This window comes from Mesorhizobium sp. WSM4821 (assembly GCF_055901555.1).
Map to the genome: position 1 here is coordinate 1,658,841 of NZ_CM148371.1, position 19,266 is coordinate 1,678,106.

The 19,266-nt window shown below is 63.3% G+C and carries 19 protein-coding genes; 17 read left to right on the top strand and 2 right to left on the bottom strand.

The window, feature by feature from the left end; translation table 11 throughout:
* Position 1: 1 nt before the first annotated feature.
* The 6 genes from AC0NID_RS07890 (at position 2) to AC0NID_RS07915 (ending at position 6,159) form a co-directional block, all read left to right on the top strand.
* Positions 2–1,327, top strand: a complete 1,326-nt coding sequence (locus AC0NID_RS07890; protein ID WP_473452425.1) for a S41 family peptidase — start codon at positions 2–4, stop codon at positions 1,325–1,327.
* 225 nt (positions 1,328–1,552) lie between these two features.
* Positions 1,553–2,731, top strand: a complete 1,179-nt coding sequence (locus AC0NID_RS07895; protein WP_473452427.1) for a divergent polysaccharide deacetylase family protein — start codon at positions 1,553–1,555, stop codon at positions 2,729–2,731.
* Positions 2,732–2,733: 2 nt separating this feature from the next.
* Positions 2,734–3,255 (top strand): RNA pyrophosphohydrolase, encoded by a 522-nt coding sequence (locus AC0NID_RS07900; protein ID WP_473452429.1) that lies wholly within the window; start codon positions 2,734–2,736, stop codon positions 3,253–3,255.
* A 216-nt stretch (positions 3,256–3,471) separates the two neighbouring features.
* Positions 3,472–4,617: an alanine racemase gene (gene alr, locus AC0NID_RS07905; protein ID WP_473452431.1), complete on the top strand. Its 1,146-nt coding sequence runs from the start codon at positions 3,472–3,474 to the stop codon at positions 4,615–4,617.
* A 29-nt stretch (positions 4,618–4,646) separates the two neighbouring features.
* On the top strand, positions 4,647–4,850 hold the full coding sequence (locus AC0NID_RS07910; protein ID WP_473452433.1) for a hypothetical protein: 204 nt from the start codon (positions 4,647–4,649) through the stop codon (positions 4,848–4,850).
* A 52-nt stretch (positions 4,851–4,902) separates the two neighbouring features.
* Positions 4,903–6,159, top strand: coding sequence for a D-amino acid dehydrogenase (locus tag AC0NID_RS07915; RefSeq protein WP_473452435.1), 1,257 nt, complete (start codon positions 4,903–4,905; stop codon positions 6,157–6,159).
* Positions 6,160–6,271: 112 nt separating this feature from the next.
* Here the strand turns inward: AC0NID_RS07915 and AC0NID_RS07920 are convergent, their stop codons facing one another.
* Positions 6,272–7,153, bottom strand: a complete 882-nt coding sequence (locus AC0NID_RS07920) for a LysR family transcriptional regulator (protein ID WP_473452437.1) — start codon at positions 7,151–7,153, stop codon at positions 6,272–6,274.
* A gap of 377 nt (positions 7,154–7,530) precedes the next feature.
* On the opposite strand from AC0NID_RS07920, the gene AC0NID_RS07925 reads away from it, so the two are divergent.
* The 3 genes from AC0NID_RS07925 (at position 7,531) to AC0NID_RS07935 (ending at position 10,112) form a co-directional block, all read left to right on the top strand.
* On the top strand, positions 7,531–9,027 hold the full coding sequence (locus AC0NID_RS07925; protein WP_473452439.1) for a CoA-acylating methylmalonate-semialdehyde dehydrogenase: 1,497 nt from the start codon (positions 7,531–7,533) through the stop codon (positions 9,025–9,027).
* A gap of 234 nt (positions 9,028–9,261) precedes the next feature.
* On the top strand, positions 9,262–9,561 hold the full coding sequence (locus AC0NID_RS07930) for a hypothetical protein (RefSeq protein ID WP_473452441.1): 300 nt from the start codon (positions 9,262–9,264) through the stop codon (positions 9,559–9,561).
* A 290-nt stretch (positions 9,562–9,851) separates the two neighbouring features.
* A complete protein-coding gene (locus AC0NID_RS07935; protein WP_473452443.1) occupies positions 9,852–10,112 on the top strand; it encodes a hypothetical protein in 261 nt (86 codons plus the stop codon).
* Positions 10,113–10,143: 31 nt separating this feature from the next.
* Here the strand turns inward: AC0NID_RS07935 and AC0NID_RS07940 are convergent, their stop codons facing one another.
* Positions 10,144–10,734: a GntR family transcriptional regulator gene (locus AC0NID_RS07940; RefSeq protein ID WP_473452668.1), complete on the bottom strand. Its 591-nt coding sequence runs from the start codon at positions 10,732–10,734 to the stop codon at positions 10,144–10,146.
* Between the two features lie 172 nt (positions 10,735–10,906).
* Here AC0NID_RS07940 and AC0NID_RS07945 point away from each other — a divergent pair, with 172 nt between their 5' ends.
* From AC0NID_RS07945 to AC0NID_RS07980, 8 genes are all read left to right on the top strand, one after another.
* Entirely contained in the window at positions 10,907–11,800 is an 894-nt protein-coding gene (locus tag AC0NID_RS07945; RefSeq protein WP_473452445.1) for a dihydrodipicolinate synthase family protein, read from the top strand.
* Positions 11,801–11,810: 10 nt separating this feature from the next.
* Entirely contained in the window at positions 11,811–12,260 is a 450-nt protein-coding gene (locus AC0NID_RS07950) for a GNAT family N-acetyltransferase (protein WP_473452447.1), read from the top strand.
* A gap of 14 nt (positions 12,261–12,274) precedes the next feature.
* Entirely contained in the window at positions 12,275–13,516 is a 1,242-nt protein-coding gene (locus AC0NID_RS07955) for an NAD(P)/FAD-dependent oxidoreductase (RefSeq protein ID WP_473452672.1), read from the top strand.
* Positions 13,517–13,525: 9 nt separating this feature from the next.
* Positions 13,526–14,527: a 4-hydroxyproline epimerase gene (locus AC0NID_RS07960; protein ID WP_473452449.1), complete on the top strand. Its 1,002-nt coding sequence runs from the start codon at positions 13,526–13,528 to the stop codon at positions 14,525–14,527.
* 336 nt (positions 14,528–14,863) lie between these two features.
* Entirely contained in the window at positions 14,864–15,766 is a 903-nt protein-coding gene (locus tag AC0NID_RS07965) for a branched-chain amino acid ABC transporter permease (RefSeq protein WP_126035574.1), read from the top strand.
* 4 nt (positions 15,767–15,770) lie between these two features.
* A complete protein-coding gene (gene livM, locus AC0NID_RS07970) occupies positions 15,771–17,366 on the top strand; it encodes a high-affinity branched-chain amino acid ABC transporter permease LivM (RefSeq protein WP_473452451.1) in 1,596 nt (531 codons plus the stop codon).
* The gene (locus AC0NID_RS07975; protein WP_473452453.1) at positions 17,366–18,535 is read left to right on the top strand and encodes an ABC transporter ATP-binding protein; all 1,170 of its coding nucleotides are present in this window, start codon (positions 17,366–17,368) and stop codon (positions 18,533–18,535) included. Before livM ends, AC0NID_RS07975 begins: the two co-directional genes overlap by 1 nt.
* Complete coding sequence (locus AC0NID_RS07980) at positions 18,535–19,263, top strand: ABC transporter ATP-binding protein (RefSeq protein WP_029348958.1); 729 nt, start codon at positions 18,535–18,537, stop codon at positions 19,261–19,263. Before AC0NID_RS07975 ends, AC0NID_RS07980 begins: the two co-directional genes overlap by 1 nt.
* Positions 19,264–19,266 lie beyond the last annotated feature (3 nt).

Sequence of the window (19,266 nt, forward strand, 5' to 3'; positions counted from 1 at the left end):
GATGATGCGGAAATTGTCGCTTCTGTTTGCCGGTGCGCTGATGGGCGCATCCGCGATGAGCCTGGTCTATGGTGCGCCCGGCTCGACGGCGAACGCTGCGGGCTCCGAGACCTACAAGCAACTGGCGATCTTCGGTGACATCTTCGAGCGGGTGCGGGCGCAATATGTAACGCCGCCCGACGACAAGTCGCTGGTCGAAAACGCCATCAACGGCATGCTTACCTCGCTGGACCCGCACTCCTCCTACATGAACGCCGAAGAGGCGCAGGACATGCGCGTGCAAACCAAGGGCGAGTTCGGCGGCCTTGGCATCGAGGTCACCATGGAGAACGACCTGGTCAAGGTGATCACGCCAATCGACGATACGCCGGCCGCCAAGGCGGGCGTGCTTGCCGGCGACTATATTGCCAAGATCGACGGCGAGGAGGTTCGCGGCCTGAGCCTCAACGATGCGGTCGAGAAGATGCGCGGGCTGGTCAACACGCCGATCAAACTCACTATCCTGCGTGAGGGCGCCGACAAGCCGATCGAGCTGACGGTGGTGCGCGCCATCATCAAGGTCAAGGCGGTCAAGGTCCGGGTCGATGACGACATCGGCTACATGAAGATCACCTCGTTCACCGAAAAGACACTTGACGACCTCGAGAGCGCAGTCGACACCATCAAGAAGCAGGTGCCGAACGACAAGCTCAAGGGCTACGTGCTCGATCTGCGCCTCAATCCGGGCGGGCTGCTCGACCAGGCGGTGAGCGTGTCCGACGCCTTCCTCAACCGTGGCGAGATCGTCTCGACCCGCGGCCGCGATCCGAAGGACGTTACCCGCTTCGACGCACGGCCCGGCGACGACATCGACGGCAAGCCGTTGGTCGTGCTCGTCAATGGCGGCTCGGCCAGTGCGTCCGAAATCGTTGCCGGCGCGCTGCAGGATCTGCGCCGCGCCACGGTGGTCGGCACGCAGTCCTTCGGCAAGGGTTCGGTGCAGACCATCGTCCCGCTCGGCGAGAACGGTGCGCTGCGCCTGACGACGGCGCTCTATTACACGCCCTCCGGCAAGTCGATCCAGGGCAAGGGCATCACGCCCGACATCAAGGTCGACCAGCCGTTGCCGCCGGAACTGCAGGGCAGGGATCTGACGCGCGGTGAGTCGGACCTCAAGGGCCACATCAAGGGCACTGACGAGGGCGATACCGGTTCGGGCTCGGCTGCCTATGTGCCGCCGGAGCCGAAGGACGACCTGCAGCTCATCTTTGCCGAGCAGTTGCTGCGCGGCGAGAAGACCGATCCAGCGTTCCCGCCGAATCCGGACAAAGCTGTCTTGAACCAGTAAGGGCTGTCTTGAACCAGTAAGGTCGATCTGCTGGGCAAACAGGTCTGGCCGCCTGATCGAAGCGATGCAATGCTGCCGGGGCCGCGAGGTTCCGGCAGTTTGATTCGGGGGACCCGCGGCCGGGTGCCGTGCGTCCTCAGGGACGTGCCAACAGTTTTGGATCGCGCATGAATCTTTGCGAAAAGTGGTCGCACTTTTCGGCGGTGATGCGCCCGGGGATGCGGCTTGGCTGATATCGGCAAGGACATCGAACGCCCGCTCGGACAGGCCGTCCGGCCGCCCCGCGCGGCCCGTGGATTCAGCGCCGGCGCGGTCGCGGCCATTCTCCTGGTGCTGGCCGTGATCGGTGTCTCCGGCGCGATCGCGCTACGCGAAAGGCCGTTTCGAAAACCGCAAGAAGCCGCGGTTTCGACTCCGAAGGCGACGGCGGTGGCCGAATCCGCAGCAGCGCCGACCACTGAGCCAGCGCCTATTCCTAAGGCCGAAGCGGTGCCCAAGACAAGTGGACCGCAGATCATCCATATGCCGACCGAAGAGAGCGGTGGTCAGCCCAGGGCGGCCATCGTCATCCACGACCCTTCGACGATCGGCCAGAACCTGAGGGTCGCGCACATTCCCGACAGGGCGCTGGTCGAGGCCAGCGAGACCGGTCCGCTGCCGGTTCGCGCCGCCGACGGCCGACGGCCGTTCGATGTCTATGCGCGGCCGTGGTCCGGCGCGCGCGGCGCGCGCGTGGCGATCGTCATCGGCGGGCTTGCCGTGTCGCAGACCGGCACGCAGGCGGCCATCGCCAAACTGCCCGCCGAAGTGACGCTGGGCTTCGCGTCGCAGGGCAACAGCATCGGCCGCTGGATGCAGGCGGCGCGGCAGGAAGGCCATGAGATCGTCATGCAGGTGCCGCTCGAACCGTTCGACTATCCGAACGTCAATCCCGGCCGCAACACATTGACGGTCGCGGCGACGCCGGACGAGAATTTGAAGAATTTGCGCTGGGCGCTATCGCGGACGACCAATTACACCGGCATCATGAACTATATGGGCGCACGTTTTTCGGCGGACGCGGCGGCGATGGGGCCGCTGATGGCCGAGCTCGGCAGGCGTGGCCTGGCCTATGTCGACGACGGTTCGTCGGCGCGCAGCCTCGCGTCCGACCTGGCGCTCAAGGATGGCGTGCCCTTCGTTGCCGGCGACACGTCGATCGACGCCGTACGGGACCGCGGCGCGATATTGAAGAAGCTGGACGAGTTGGAGGCTACCGCGCGGGCGAAGGGCTTTGCTGTCGGCATTGGCTCGGCCTTCGACCTGACGGTCGACACCGTGTCGTCCTGGGTGATCGAGGCCAAGAAGCGCGGTGTCGAGATCGTGCCGATCTCGGCGGTGGCGACGGATCCGGAAAAAGGTTGAGCATGGCGAAGAAAAAGCCGGTCGATCCCGAAACGCTGCCTTACCGCCCCTGTGTCGGGCTGATGATCCTCAACGCAGACGGGCTGGTTTGGGTCGGGCATCGCATTGCCGAGCCGGACAGCGAATTCGCCGGTGCGACCCAGCTTTGGCAGATGCCGCAGGGCGGCATCGACAAGGGCGAGGAGCCGCTGCGGGCGGCGCAGCGGGAGCTGTACGAAGAGACCGGCATGCGCTCGGTCTCGCTTTTGGCTGAAGCGCCGCACTGGATCAATTACGACCTGCCGGCCGACCTGGTTGGCGTCGCCTTCAAGGGCAGGTATCGCGGCCAGACGCAAAAATGGTTTGCCTTCCGCTTTCACGGCGACACGAGCGAGATCGAGATCAATCCGCCGCCAGGTGGCCACACCGCCGAGTTCGACAAATGGGCGTGGCGGCCAATGCGGGAACTGCCCGATCTGATCGTGCCGTTCAAACGTCGGGTCTATGAAGAGGTGGTGACGGCTTTCCGGCATCTGGTTGCTTAAGGCATGTCGATATTCAGATGGATGCGGGCCTAACGAACGGCGGTTTCCCGCGCTTCCGGTGCTCACCTACTTTAAGTACGCTCCGCTCCGGTTCTCGGAATCTCCATTCTCGGCGCGGCCTGACCTGAATCTCAACATACGTTAAGGTGGCCGCGACAGTTGCCGCCTGGGTGTGGTGGCCTTATTGATGGCCAATCCGCTGCAGACGGGGTTGGCATGAACGACGCCTCCAAAAAATCTGAAAGGGTCGCCGTCAAAGTCGCGCCGATCAGCGAAGCGGCGGCCGGCGCCATATTGACCGTCGATCTCGGCGCCATCCGTGAAAATTACCGGCGGCTCAAGGCGCGGCTGGGCGGCGTCAACTGCGCGGGTGTCGTCAAGGCCGACGGCTATGGGCTCGGCGGGGCCCAGGTGGCGGCGGCGCTGGCGGCCGAGGGCTGCGCTATCTTTTTCGTCGCGCATCTGGCCGAGGGCATCTTGCTGCGCCAGGCGCTCGGCTCACTGCCGGCTATCTATGTGCTGAACGGTTTTCATCCGGGCGCCGAAGGCGAAGCCGTCGAAGCGCAGGTGGGCGCGGTCATCAACAGCGTCGGCCAACTCGCCGCCTGGCGCGCAGCCGCGCAGCGGGTCGGCCGCAAGCTCAAGGCTGCAATCCAGGTCGACAGCGGCATGTCGCGGCTCGGCATGGCGGCGGCGGAGGTGGAAGCCGTCACTGTCGATCCGCGGGCGTTCGACGGTATCGACGTCACCTTGGTGATGAGCCATCTGGCTCGCGCCGACGAGCCCGAGCATCCGGCCAACGAGCAGCAGCGGCTGGAATTCGACCGGCTGCGCAAGATGCTGCCAAAGGCGCCGGCCACGCTTGCCAATTCTTCCGGCATCTTTCTTGGGAAACCCTTTCATTACAACCTCGCCCGTCCCGGTGCGGCGCTCTACGGCATCAATCCAACGCCGGCCGAACCCAACCCGATGCTGCCGGTGGTACGGCTTCAAGCAAAGGTCATCCAGACGCGCAACCTCGATACGGGAGCCGGTGTCGGCTATGGCCATGTTTTTCACGTGACCGATCCGCTGGTCGCTGCAACGATCTCGCTTGGCTATGCCGATGGCTGGCATCGACGCGCTGCCTCGGCCGCCTGGTTCGAAAACGTGCGGTTGCCCTTCCTCGGACGTGTGTCGATGGACTCGATCGTTCTCGACATTTCGGCGCTGCCGCCAGACAGGCTGAAGGCAGGCGATCTCGTCGAACTGATCGGGCCGTCGCAGACGGTGGACCAGGCGGCTGGCCATGCCGGCACCATTGGCTACGAGATCCTGACCAGCCTCGGATACCGCTTTCACCGTTGCTATGTGAATGGATAGCTCGCGGGCTTAGTCTTACGCATATCGTCATGCCAGAACCGCTGCGCACCCCGGATCAAGTCCGAGGGCATGCTTTGGGTGACATGCTCGGCACTTGGCGGACGCCGCAAAATCCGGCAAGACAGATGGCGATGGTGACCCTGGCTCAGCACATGAACACGAAAATCGAATCCGATTTTCGATCGAGGATCATGCGCGACATGAAAATGCTACAGCGTCCTTTGCGCGTCTGAAAAGACGCGGCGCTGTAGAGCCTGACAAGACGTTGTTGTGGAGAGTTGTGCGATGAAGATCTTCGTGCTGGGCGGCGGCGTCATCGGGGTCACCACCGCTTATTATCTTGCCGAGGCCGGCCATGAAGTGACGGTGATCGACCGCCAGAAGGGCCCGGCGCTGGAAACCAGCTTTGCCAATGCGGGCGAGATCTCGCCCGGTTACGCGTCGCCCTGGGCCGGTCCCGGCGTTCCGCTGAAGGCGATCAAATGGCTGTTGATGAAGCATGGCCCGCTGGCGCTGCGGCCGACTCTCGATCCCTATATGTGGATATGGCTGGTCAAGATGCTGCGCAACTGCACGGCCGAGCGCTATGCGGTGAACAAGGCGCGCATGGTGCCGTTGGCCGAATACAGCCGCGAGATGCTGAAGGCGCTGCGCGAGGCGACCGGCATCGCCTATGACGAGCGTACCAAGGGGACGCTGCAGCTTTTTCGCACGCAACAGCAGCTCGACGGCACAGCCGGCGATGTCGAGGTGCTGAAGACATATGGCGTTCCCTACGAGATCCTCGATCCCGACGGCTGCATCGCGACCGAGCCGGGGCTGTCGGAGGTGCGCGAGAAAATCGTCGGCGGCCTGCGGCTGCCGGGCGACGAAACCGGCGACTGCAAGATGTTCACCGACCGTCTGGCCGAGCTCTGCGTGGCGCGCGGCGTCACCTTCGAATACGACGTGTCGATCAGGCGCATCATGCGCAAGCGCAACAGTATCGCGAGCATCGATACGAACAAGGGCTGGAAGGCTGCCGACGCCTATGTGATGGCGATGGGCAGCTATTCGGCCAAGTTCATGCGTATGCTGAAACGGTCCATACCGGTCTACCCGGTCAAGGGCTATTCGATCACCGTGCCGATCAAGGATGCTGCCGCAGCACCGGTGTCGACGGTGATGGACGAGACCTACAAGGTGGCGATCACCAGGCTCGGCGACCGCATTCGGGTCGGTGGCACGGCGGAGATCTCCGGCTTCGACCTGAGGCTGCATGAATCGCGGCGCGACACGCTCGAACATTCGGTCGGCGACCTTTTTCCAGGCAGCGGCGACATGCAGTCGGCGACCTTCTGGTGCGGGTTGCGGCCGATGACGCCGGACGGGCCGCCGTTGATCGGCCGCACCGAGTACTCCAACCTCTACCTCAACACCGGCCATGGCACGCTCGGCTGGACCATGGCCTGCGGCTCGGCCAAGGTCCTGGCTGACATCATCTCCAGCCGGGTGCCGGACATCGATGTCCGCGACCTCGGGCCGGAGCGATATGCCAGGTAGGATCAGAAGACCTTCCTTCACCCAGCCCTCTCCCTCGAGCGCGGTGAGAAACTTGCCAACTGCGCAGCGGTTTCGAGGACGACTACAACTCAAGCGCGTCGGATGAATCTCGTCAGACGAACAATCCCCGTTCCCGTTCAACCGCCTTGGTGATGAAACTCGCGACGATCTGGACGCGGCGTAGTGGCCTGACCGATTCGTGATAGACCAGCCAGTAGGCGCGGCGAATAGGCGCGACGATGTCGACAGCCACCAATTCCGGTATCGAACGGGCGACGAAGGTGTGCAGGATGCCGATGCCGGCGCCCGAGCGCACCGCTTCGGCCTGGCCGAGTGCCGAAGAGATGGCAAAGCTGGTGCGCCAGTCGGCGCTGAATTCGGCCGCATAGTCGAGAGAGGGGCTGACGATCAGGTCCGGCACGTAGCCGATGAGCGTATGCCGGCCAAGCTCCGCGGCCGTCTCGGGCAGGCCGTTCGCCTCGGCATAGGCGCGGGAAGCGAACAGGCCGAGCGTGTAGTCGACAAGCTTTCCTGCAACCAGCCTGCCTTCGGTCGGCCGCTCCACCGTGATGGCGATGTCGGCTTCGCGCCTGGACAGCGAGAAGGAACGCGGCACCGGCACCAGCTGGATGGTGAGTTCGCGGTGAAGCGCCGTCAGTGCGCCGAGGCGCTTGGCCAGGAAGGCGACGCCGAAACCATCAGGCGCGCCGATACGCACGGTGCCGGACACATCGTCGCCTTCGCCCGCCACGGTCGAGCGCGCGGCGATCATGTCGCCTTCCATGCGCTCGGCGATGTCGAGGAACCGCTCGCCTGCCGGCGTCAGCTCGCTGCCGGTGGTCAATCGGCGAAAGAGCTTTGTGCGCAGCGCATCCTCGAGTGCGGCGACGCGACGCGAGACGGTAGCGTGGTTAAGCTCCAGCCGCTTGGCCGCGCCGAGAATCTGGCCGGCACGCGCCACCGCCAGAAAGATGCGGACGTCATCCCAGTTCATGGGAACGGTCCGTTTTAGTAACGAGCGCCGCGTTCGCGCCCGCCCTCCTCTGTCCTGCCGGACATATCCCCCGCAAGGGGGGAGATTGTATGTCACCGCCGCTTTCGCAAATCTTCAGCGCAGAAAAGGGTGCGCCGGCAGCGACGCTGTCGATCTCACCCCCTGCGGGGGAGGTCTCCGGCAGGACAGAGGGGGGTGTGAAGGAACTCAATCTCTCAATCCTTGTAACTATCCGTCCGCAGCCTATCATTTGCGGGAATTGATGCACAGGCGCCGATCGCTGTCTATTTTGTGCACAATGGTTGCGTTTTCGCTCGCGTTGCCATCGGCCGCGCAAAGGCGGACAATGCCCCATCACAAACCCAGGGAGAGAAACCATGATCGAATACGGTCATTTCATCGGCGGCAAGCGTGTCGCTGGAACCAGCGGCCGCAAGCAGGACGTTCTGCAGCCGATGGACGGCACCGTGCGCGGCACGGTGGCGCTGGCTTCGCAGGCGGAATTGCGTGCGGCGGTGGAAAACGCCAAGGCGGCGCAGCCCGGCTGGGCGGCGACCAATCCGCAGCGGCGCGTGCGCGTGCTGATGAAGTTCCTCGAGCTGGTCGCCAGGGACTATGACGCGCTGGCCGACATTCTGGCGCGCGAACACGGCAAGACCATCGCCGACGCCAAGGGCGACATCCAGCGCGGCCTGGAAGTGGTCGAGGTCTGCATCGGCGCGCCGCATATGATGAAGGGCGAGTTCACCGACGGCGCCGGCCCCGGTATCGACGTCTATTCGATGCGCCAGCCGCTCGGCGTCGTCGCCGGCATCACGCCGTTCAATTTTCCGGCGATGATCCCGCTGTGGAAAATCGCGCCGGCCATCGCCTGCGGCAACGCCTTCATCCTCAAGCCGTCCGAACGCGACCCCGGCGTGCCGATGCGCATCGCCGAGTTGTTCATCGAAGCCGGCCTGCCGGCAGGCATCCTCAACGTCGTCAATGGCGACAAGGACGTGGTCGATGCCATCCTCGACGATCCTGACATCAAGGCCATCGGCTTCGTCGGCTCGACGCCGATCGCCCAGTACATCTATTCGCGCGGCTGCGCAGCCGGCAAGCGCGTGCAGTGCTTCGGCGGCGCCAAGAACCACATGATCATCATGCCCGACGCGGATATGGACCAGACCGTCGACGCGCTGATCGGCGCCGGCTACGGCTCGGCCGGCGAGCGCTGCATGGCGATCTCGGTGGCTGTCCCGGTCGGCAACGATACCGCCAACCGGCTGATGGAAAAGCTGGTGCCGCGTGTCGAAAGCCTGAAGGTCGGCCCGTCGACGGATTCGTCCGCCGATTTCGGCCCGCTGGTGACGGCGCAGGCGCTGGAGCGGGTCAAGGGCTATGTCGACACCGGCGTTAAGGAAGGCGCCAAGCTGGTCGTCGACGGGCGCGGCTTTTCCATGCAGGGCTACGAGAACGGCTATTATATGGGCGGCTGCCTGTTCGATAACGTGACCGCCGACATGCGCATCTACAAGGAAGAGATCTTTGGGCCGGTGCTCTCGGTGGTGCGTGCGCCGACTTACGAGAACGCGATCAAGCTCGCCAACGACCACGAAATGGGCAACGGCGTCGCCATCTTCACCCGCGACGGCGATGCAGCCCGTGATTTCGCCTCAAGGGTTCAGGTTGGCATGGTCGGCGTCAACGTGCCGATCCCGGTGCCGATCGCCTACTACACGTTCGGCGGCTGGAAAGCCTCCTCCTTCGGCGACCTCAACCAGCACGGGCCGGACGCGTTCCGCTTCTATACCAAGACCAAGACGGTGACCTCGCGCTGGCCGTCCGGTGTCAAGGACGGCGCCGAATTCGTCATCCCGACGATGAATTAGCCGGGCGATTTAAGAAGCCCGATTTAAGAGTAAAGGCGAAAACGGCCCGGCTGGAAACCGGGCTTTTTTTGTTGGCCGGTCTCGCCCCGTATCTGCATGAACGCTAATGTGATGGAACCAGGCAGGCAGCAGAAGCCTTAATTTGCAATCTTCTGCCGCGAACCAAGCACGGTAGATCAAACAGCGGCGCTGGCGACAGTTTCGGGGGCATCGGCCGGCGCAAGGAGGTGTCAGATGACACGTCTTATCATGTCGATATGTTGCGCGGCGATTGTCGCGTTCTCAGCCGCCTCGGCAACAGCGACCGAACAATGCGCGGCACGCGCAGACATGATCAAGGCGCTCGGCGAGAAGTTTCGGGAAAATCCGGCCGCGCTCGGCGTCGTCAATCCGAATGTGATTGTTGAAGTCTTCGTTTCCGATCAAGGCACCTGGACCATCCTCGCCAGCGACACACGCGGCCAAAGCTGCGTGGTTTCGGTTGGTGAAGGCTGGGAGAGCGCGGTGACGACAGCAGCGCTGCCAGGCACCTGAGCCGCCTGGCGGGTGGCAGTCGCCTCGGCAGGGCCGCGCGCGGGCCGCGATTCTCGGTGACGACCTTGAAACGGATCGAGAGGCGCCCCCAGCGGGCGCCTGCTTGCGTTCTATCGTTGCCGACACCATATTCGGAACATAGTGGGAACATATGGCATCGTTCCCCCCCTTATGACAGACCGGAACGCAGAAAGGACGACGCGATGATGATGACGTCGGAACCGGCCTGGATCGTTCCGGCAAAATGAGGCGTCTCCCTTTGCCGGACGTGATGGCAAAGGAGGTGCCCTATGGCACGCAAATCGCTGTTGGATTGGGTGAAAACCCTGGTTTTTGCTGGCGCATTGGTGCTGGCTACGAACGCCGCAAGCGCCCAATATCAATATTGCGTTGAACATAGGCTGATCGGCCATATGGCGATCATGGAAGTTTTTGTTGCCGAGACCGGAACTTGGACGATCATCGTCACCGATGTCGCCGGCAGAAGCTGCATCGTCGCGGCCGGCGAACATTGGGAAAACGTGGTGATCCCATCCGACCAGGACGCATGACGGTCAGGACGCATTGATCGGATGAGCGGTCTCAGCGCGTGGCGGCCGCCTCGGCATGGCCTCGCAGCAGCGTCATCAGGCGCTTGGCGTCCTTGCCGGCAGCGTCTTCGTCGCCCGCAAGAATCGAGCGGATCAGCGCGACGTGGTGCTCGGCCGATTCGGCGAGCCCGGTATCGGCCTTGTAGCGGAACCAGAAGCGGCGGCTATGGGTCTGCAAGGGAGCCGCCAGCCGCGCGGCGAAGGGGTTGTCGGCAGCCAGCGCCAGCGCTTCGTCGAGCGCCTTGTCGGCCTGAATGAAGGCCAGCACATTGCCTGATATCACCGCCTTCTGCATGGCCAGTGCCGCATCGTGGAATAGGTCGGCGGCCTCACGGGTGACGAAGCGGGCGGCCGAGCGGGCCAGAACCACCTCGATGCCGCGCCGCGCGTCGAGGACGCGCAGCCAGTCGCCGGGATGAAGCGGGGCAATGGCGATGCCGGCGCGGGGCCGGACATCGAGTAGTCCCTCCCACGCCAGCCGCTGGATCGCCTCGCGCACCGGCGTCCGACCGAGCCCGAGCCTGTCGATCAGCGCGCCCTCGGTCACGAAGCTCGCGGGCGCCAGTTCGAGCGTCACGATCATGTGCTCGAGCACGCGGTAGGCTCTCGCCGCGACCGGCTGGGGTTCGATGGTATCTTTGGTGGATATCAATGGAGGTGCTCCTGATATATTTTTGATATATCATAGTGGAATCTGCATTGACAGCGCGTTTCTCAACAAATATACCACTGATATATCAGATGGAGCGACCATTATGTGGACCGGAGTTTTTCCCGCCGTCACGACCAAATTCACCGAGAACGACCATCTCGACCACGCCGAGATGGAGCGCTGTTTTGCGCTGCAGATGGAGGCCGGCTGCGATGGCATCATCGTCTGCGGCTCGCTCGGCGAAGGGCCGATGCTCTCGCATGACGAGAAGATCGACGTGCTGAAGACCGCGCAGAAGATCGCCGGCAACAAGCCGGTTCTGCTGACGGTCAATGAGCCCGGCACACGCGAGGCGGCGGCGATCGCGCGCCGCGCCGCCAAGGAGGGCGCCAACGGGCTGATGGTGGTGCCGAGCCCGATCTACCACACCAATGCGGAGGAGACGGTCGCCGCGCTGCGGGCCGTCGCCGAGGCAGGCGACCTGCCCGTCATGATCTATTCCAACCGGCTTGCCTACCGCGTCGACGTCACCGTCGACCAGATGGAGGAGCTGGCCTCGGACAAGCGCTTCGTCGCCATCAAGGAATCCTCCGACGACATCCGCCGCTCGACCGAGATCATCAACCGCTTCGGCGACCGCTACGACCTGTTCACCGGCGTCGACAATCTGGCGTTCGAGGCATTGTCGGTCGGCGCCATCGGCTGGGTGGCCGGCTTGGTCACCGCATTCCCCCGCGAGACCGTCGCCATCTACCAGCTGATGAAGCAGGGCCGCCGCGAGGAAGCGCTGAGCATCTACCGCTGGTTCCGGCCGCTGCTCGACCTCGACGTGTCGACCTATCTGGTGCAGAACATCAAGCTCGCCGAGGTTCTTGCCATCGACACCAACGACCGCGTGCGCATGCCGCGCCAGCCGCTGTCGGGCGAGCGCCGCAAGGCGGTCGAGAAGATCGTGAGGGATGCGCTGGCGGTGAGGCCGAAGCTGCCGCAGTTCTGAGGAACGTCATATGCCGTCTCGGATCCATCTCAAGCGCGTCGAAAGCGATGGAGACTGGGCGGCATATCACGGTATTCGCAAGCGCGTTCTTTGGGACGGCCGGGGCTTGGATGGTTATGACGAGCGGCATCCTGATGACCGTCTTGCGGGCAATCATCCGCTGCTCCTCATGCACGATGGCGCGCCGGTAGGGACTGCCAGACTGGACATTGCCGGTCCACGCCTCGGCATTGTCAGGCTTGTCACCATCGAACCGAATTTGCAGCGGCGCGGCCTGGGCCGGATTCTTATGCAGCAAGTCGAGAGCTATGCGCGCCGCTTTGGTTTGGAGAAGCTTGAAGTCAACGCCGCCAAGGAGGCAGAGGGGTTCTATCAATGCCTCGGCTGGGTGGCCGTCCGGCCCGACCGAAAAAACCCGTTGATGACAAAGTCCCTCAACACCGGAGAAATGCGGTCGTGACGGCGCCAGACCAAATGTTGGACATCGCCATTGTCGGCGGCGGTATCATCGGCATCTGTGTCGCCGCCTATCTGGCCGAGGCGGGGCGCGACGTCACCGTCTTCGATCGGACGGGCATTTGCGAGGAAACAAGTTCCGGCAATGCCGCGGCCCTGGCCTTTTCCGATGTGCTGCCGCTGGCCCACAAGGGCATGATCAGGCATCTGCCGAAATGGCTTGCCGACCCGCTCGGCCCGCTCAGCATCCCGCCTGCCTACCTGCCGAAGCTGTTGCCCTGGCTCGTCCGCTTCTGGCGAGCCGGTCGAAGCGACCGTTACGAGGCCAGCCTCGTGGCGCAGGCCGGGATGATGCGGCTTGCCGAAGTCGAATGGGCCGGGCTGATGGCGCGCTCGGGCACCGGAAACATGCTGCGCGAGGATGGCTCGCTTGAACTTTACGAAAGCGAGGCCGAGTTCAAGGCGTCGTTGCCCGGCTGGGCGGCCAGGCAGCGGTTCGGCATCGGCTTCAGCCATGTCGAAGGCGATGATGCTGTCGCCGCCTTGCAGCCGGGCCTGTCACCGCGCTTCGTCAGGGGCACTTTCGTGCCGGGATGGAAGACCGTTACGGACCCGAAATTATTGGGCAAGGAGATCTGGGCCTTTGCCGAGAAGAACGGCGCGCGTTTCGAACAGGCCAACATCGACCGTGTCGAAGCGGGGCAGGATGGCGCGACGCTGATGCTGGCCGACGGCATGGTGCGGCAGGCAAAACGCCTCGTAATCGCCGCCGGCGCGTGGTCGCATCTGCTGGCGAGACATCTCGGCGACCGCATCCCGCTCGAAACCGAGCGCGGCTACAACACGACCCTGCCGAAGACCGCCTTCGACGTGAAGCGGCAACTGATCTTTTCCGGGCATGGCTTCGTCATCACTCCGCTTGAAACCGGCGTGCGCGTCGGCGGCGCGGTCGAACTCGGCGGCATTGAGCGACCGCCCAACTATAACAGATCGAAAGCGCTGCTCGACAAGGCACAAAGATTCCTGCCGGGGCTTGATCCGGCCGGCGGCCACGAATGGATGGGGTTCCGGCCGTCGCTGCCGGATTCGCTGCCGGTGATCGGTGGCGCCAGGCAGGCCGGCAGCATAGCCTATGCCTTCGGCCACGGCCATCTCGGCCTGACCCAGGCAGCCGCCACCGGATGCTTGATCCGCGATCTCATTCTCGGGCAAAATCCCGCGCTTGATCTTTCCGCCTTTTCTCCGAACCGTTTCCGATAAGGTCCAAACATGGCGCGCCATTCCTTCTTCTGTATCGACGGCCACACCTGCGGCAATCCGGTGCGGCTCGTCGCCGGCGGCGAACCGCTGCTCCAGGGGGCGACGATGATGGAGCGGCGGGCGCATTTCCTGGCCGACTATGACTGGATCCGCACCGGGCTGATGTTCGAGCCGCGCGGCCATGACGTGATGTCGGGCTCGATCCTCTATCCGCCGACAAGGCCCGATTGCGACATCGCCATTCTGTTCATCGAAACCTCGGGCTGCCTGCCGATGTGCGGCCACGGCACCATCGGCACGGTGACGATGGCCGTCGAGCACGGGCTGATCAAGCCGAAGACGCCGGGTTCGCTCAAGCTGGACACGCCGGCCGGCCTCGTCATCGCCGAGTACAAGCAGGTCGGCGACCATGTCGAGGAGGTGCGCATCACCAACGTGCCGTCCTTCCTCCATGCCGAGGGTCTGACGGTCGAATGTCCGCAGCTCGGCGAGATCAGCGTCGATGTCGCCTATGGCGGCAATTTCTACGCCATCGTCGAGCCGCAGAAGAACTATCGCGACATGGCCGACCATTCCGCCGGAGATCTGATCGCCTGGAGCCCGGTGGTGCGGCAGCGGCTCAACGAGAAGTACTCCTTCGTGCATCCCGAGAATCCCGGCATCGACCGGCTGTCGCATATGCTTTGGACGGGCGCGCCGACCGACAGCCGAGCGCACGCCCGCAACGCCGTCTTCTATGGCGACAAGGCGATCGACCGCTCGCCTTGCGGCACGGGCACCTCGGCGCGGATGGCGCAGCTTCACGCCAAGGGCAGGCTCAGCGCCGGCGACGACTTCATTCATGAATCGATCATCGGCTCGCTGTTCAAGGGCAGGGTCGAAAAGGAAGTCACGGTAGCGGGCAATCCAGCGATCATTCCCTCGATCGGCGGCTGGGCGCGCATGACCGGCTTGAACACGATCTTCATCGACGACCGCGATCCGTTCGCGCACGGATTCGTCGTCAAATAGCGGGGATCCTGACCCTAGGGAAACAAAGGGAACGCTAAGATCGATCGCTTTGGCGACGCAACGATCCTGCTCATCAACTTATTTTGACGGCGATTCCTTCGAAAGGAGGTGCACCTTGACGCCGAATCGTCAAAGACATTGCGTTATGCCAATGATAGGGTCCGCGATAGTCCAGGGGCTGGAAGGGAAAAGAACGGGCAATCCGATAACGTGCTTCAAAATCACGCATGACGATTGAAAAATCACGTTGCAATCCGGGCTCGAAACTTTACGACTAGGGGAAATACGAAAAGGAATGCGTCTGCATGGGCGACATTCCAGGGGAGCCACGACAGCATGCAGTATTTTGTCCAGCAGCTTATCAACGGGCTGACGCTGGGATCGATCTATGGGCTGATAGCGATCGGCTACACGATGGTCTACGGCATCATCGGCATGATCAATTTCGCCCATGGCGACATCTTCATGATCGGCGCCTTCACCGCCCTCATCGTGTTTCTCATCCTAGGTGCGCTGTTCTATTCGGTCCCGGTGGTGATCGCGCTCCTGGTCATGATGATCGTCGCGATGCTGCTGACCAGTCTGTATAATTGGACGATCGAAAAGGTGGCCTACCGGCCCTTGCGCGGTTCGTTCCGGCTGGCGCCGCTGATCACCGCGATCGGCATGTCGATCGCACTGTCCAACTTCGTCCAAGTGACGCAAGGGCCGCGCAACAAGCCGATCCCGCCGATGGTGTCCAAGGTCTACAATATCGAGGGCATCAGCGTGTCGCTGAAGCAGATCATCATCGTCGTGGTCACCGCGCTGCTGCTGGCGCTGTTCTGGTACCTGGTCAACAGGACGTCGCTTGGTCGAGCACAAAGAGCCTGCGAGCAGGACCGCAAGATGGCTGCGCTGCTCGGCATCGACGTCGACCGCACCATCTCGATTACCTTCGTCATGGGCGCAGCCCTTGCCGCCGTCGCCGGGACGCTGTTCCTGATGTATTACGGCGTCATCGCCTTCTCCGACGGTTTCACACCTGGCGTGAAGGCGTTCACGGCGGCAGTGCTCGGCGGCATCGGCTCGCTGCCCGGCGCCGTGCTCGGCGGGCTGATGATCGGCTTCATCGAGAGCATGTGGTCGGCCTATTTCTCGATCGACTACAAGGACGTCGCCGCCTTCTCGATCTTGGCGATCGTGCTGATCTTCCTGCCTTCCGGCATTCTGGGCCGGCCAGAAGTCGAAAAGGTCTGAGATCATGGCCGTCACCGCATCTCCGGAGCGCGACATCGTCGCCACCCCTGTGCAGCGCGCCACGCGCGAGGCGCTTTATGCCGGCGCCATCGTGCTCGGCCTGTTCGTGCTGTTCATCGGCCTGAAGACCGATCAGAACATCTCGAACGAACTGATCCTCGTACAGCGCTGGTGGCTTCTCCTTGCCGTGGTTGTGCTGACCATGGTCGGACGGTTTGTCTATATCGCCTATGGCCAGCCCTTCCTGGCCAAGCAGAAGATCGCCGACATCGCCACCGGCCTGTTGCCGGACACCGTGGCGACGCGGTTCTTCCGGTTGCCGTATTTCATCGCGGCCGTCTTGATTATTGCCGTACTGGCTCTTCTGGCCGGCTTCCTCGATAGTTTGCTGGGGCCGAGCCTTGCCGGTTATGCTCGGTTTGCGCGAGCGCTGGCGATCATCTACGCCCTCGCCTCGGTGCTGTTCTATTTCCGCAGCTTCATCCATGCCCACTTCTCGGTATTGGGCATCGCCGCACTGGCGATCTATCCTGTCATCGTCGTGCTGGTGCTTGCGCTGTACAGCGGATCGGTGGTGGGCGGCTTTCAGGGCTCGCTGAAATGGGTCGACAATTTCGGCATCCAGATCTTGATCTATGTGATGCTGGCGTGGGGGCTGAATATCGTCGTTGGCCTCGCCGGTCTGCTCGACCTCGGCTATGTCGCCTTCTACGCCGTCGGCGCCTATGCCTATGCGCTGCTCGGTACGCATTTTGGTCTGTCGTTCTGGATCCTGCTGCCGGCCGCCGGCGCCATGGCCGCCTTCTGGGGCGTGCTTTTGGGCTTTCCGGTGCTGCGCCTGCGCGGCGACTATCTGGCGATCGTGACGCTGGCCTTCGGCGAGATCATTCGTCTCGTGCTGATCAACTGGCGCGAGGTGACCAACGGCTCGGCCGGCATTTCCGGTATCCCGAAAGTTTCGTTCTTCGGGCTGATGTCGTTCAACGTCTCGGATCCGAACTATATTGCCAAGGTGCTCGACATCGCCCAGTCGGGCGCCTACTACAAAATCTTCCTCTACTACCTGATCCTCGGTCTCTGCCTGCTCACCGCCTTCGTCACCATCAGGCTGAGGCGCATGCCCGTCGGCCGCGCCTGGGAGGCGCTGCGCGAGGACGAGATCGCCTGCCGCTCGCTCGGCATCAACACCACCACCACCAAGCTCACCGCCTTTGCCACCGGCGCCATGTTCGGCGGATTTGCCGGCTCGTTCTTCGCCGCGCGGCAAGGCTTCGTCAGCCCCGAATCCTTCATCTTCCTGGAATCAGCGATCATCCTGGCCATCGTCGTGCTTGGCGGCATGGGCTCGCTGGTCGGCATTGCCGTCGCCGCCATGGTGATGATCGGCGGCACCGAGGCGCTGCGCGAACTCGATTTCCTGAAGCAGGTCTTCGGTCCAGATTTCACTCCGGAACTCTACCGCATGCTGCTGTTCGGCATGGCCATGGTCATTGTCATGGTTTGGAAGCCGCGCGGCTTCGTCGGCAGTCGTGAACCGACAGCCTTCCTCAAGGAGCGCAGGGCCGTGTCCGGCTCCTTCACCAAGGAAGGCCACGGCTGATGACTGATGCGAGCCTTTCCATGAACGATGCCATCCTGCAGGTCGAGCATCTGTCGATGAAGTTCGGCGGCCTCGTTGCCATCGGCGACCTGTCCTTCCAGGCCAGGCGCGGCGAGATCACCGCGCTGATCGGACCGAACGGCGCCGGCAAGACCACCGTGTTCAACTGTATTACCGGTTTCTACAAACCGTCGGAAGGCATGCTCACGCTCAATCGGCGCGACGGCTCGAGCTATCTGCTCGAACGCTTGCCCAATCATGAGATCCCGGCGCGCGCCAAGGTGGCGCGCACCTTCCAGAACATCCGTCTGTTCTCGGGCATGACGCTGCTGGAGAACCTGCTGGTGGCGCAGCACAACAAGCTGATGAAGGCGTCCGGCTATACCGTCCTCGGCCTGTTCGGCTTCAGCGGCTACCGGACAGCGTCGGCCGAGTCGATCGATTTGGCCCGGCACTGGCTGGAGAAGGCCAATCTCGTCGATCGAGCCGACGATCCGGCCGGCGATCTGCCCTACGGCGCACAACGGCGCCTGGAGATCGCGCGGGCCATGTGCACGGGGCCGGAACTGCTCTGCCTCGACGAACCGGCCGCCGGCCTCAATCCGAAAGAATCAATGGCGCTCAACGAGCTCCTGATGGACATCAAGGACAATACCGGCACCTCGATCCTGCTGATCGAGCACGATATGGCGGTGGTCATGCAGATTTCCGACCATGTCGTGGTGCTCGAATACGGGCGCAAGATCTCGGACGGCAGCCCGCAGGCGGTACGCACCGACCCGCGTGTCATCGCCGCCTATCTCGGCGTCGAGGACGAGGAGGTCGAGACGGTGCTGACCGAGGTCGGCGACGAAGACGTCATCGAGCAGCTGGATACGGGTCCGGATTCGGCGCATGGCCCGGGCACGTCATCTTCTTTTCTCGCCGGACCGGTGACCGATACGGTTGGCCATAGCGAGGGCGAACGTGTCACGGTGTCGAGGGGCGCCTCGAAGGCCGGGCAGGTCGATTCAAGGTCGGGTGCCGCAGCTAAGCCCGCATCGCCGACCAAAACCAAACCGAAGGCGAAACCTGCTGGCGCGAAATCCTCCACGGCAAAGCCGACCACCAAGGCTGCGGTGAAGTCGAAGACACCGGGCGTCACCAACCGGCGCGGAGGGCGCAAATAATGGCCGGCACAACGCTGCTCGATATCAAGGGCGTTCAGACCTACTACGGTAACATCAGGGCGCTGAACGGCGTCGATGTCACCGTCAAGCAGGGCGAGATCGTGGCGCTGATCGGCGCCAATGGCGCTGGCAAGTCGACGCTGATGATGACCATTTTTGGTGCTCCACGGGCGCGGGCGGGCACAATCACCTTCGCCGGCACCGACATCACCCAGTTGCCGACCCATGAGATCGCGCGCATGCGCATCGCCCAGTCGCCGGAGGGCCGGCGCATCTTCCCGCGCATGACGGTGATGGAAAACCTGCAGATGGGCGCCAGCCTCGACAACCTCAAGCATTACGACGAGGACGTCGAGAAGGTGTTCACGCTGTTTCCGCGCCTGAAGGAACGCATTGCCCAGCGCGGCGGCACGCTGTCGGGCGGCGAACAGCAGATGCTGTCGATCGGACGGGCGCTGATGGCGCGGCCAAAGCTGCTCCTGCTCGACGAGCCGTCGCTGGGCCTGGCGCCGCTGATCGTCAAGCAGATATTCGACGCCATCCGCGAGTTGAACCGCACGCAGGGGCTGACCGTGTTCCTGGTCGAGCAGAACGCCTTCGGTGCGCTGAAGCTCGCCACGCGCGGCTATGTCATGGTCAACGGCAATGTGACGATGAGCGGCACCGGCAAGGAGCTGCTCGCCGATCCGGACGTGCGCGCCGCCTATCTCGAAGGCGGCCATCACTGAGTT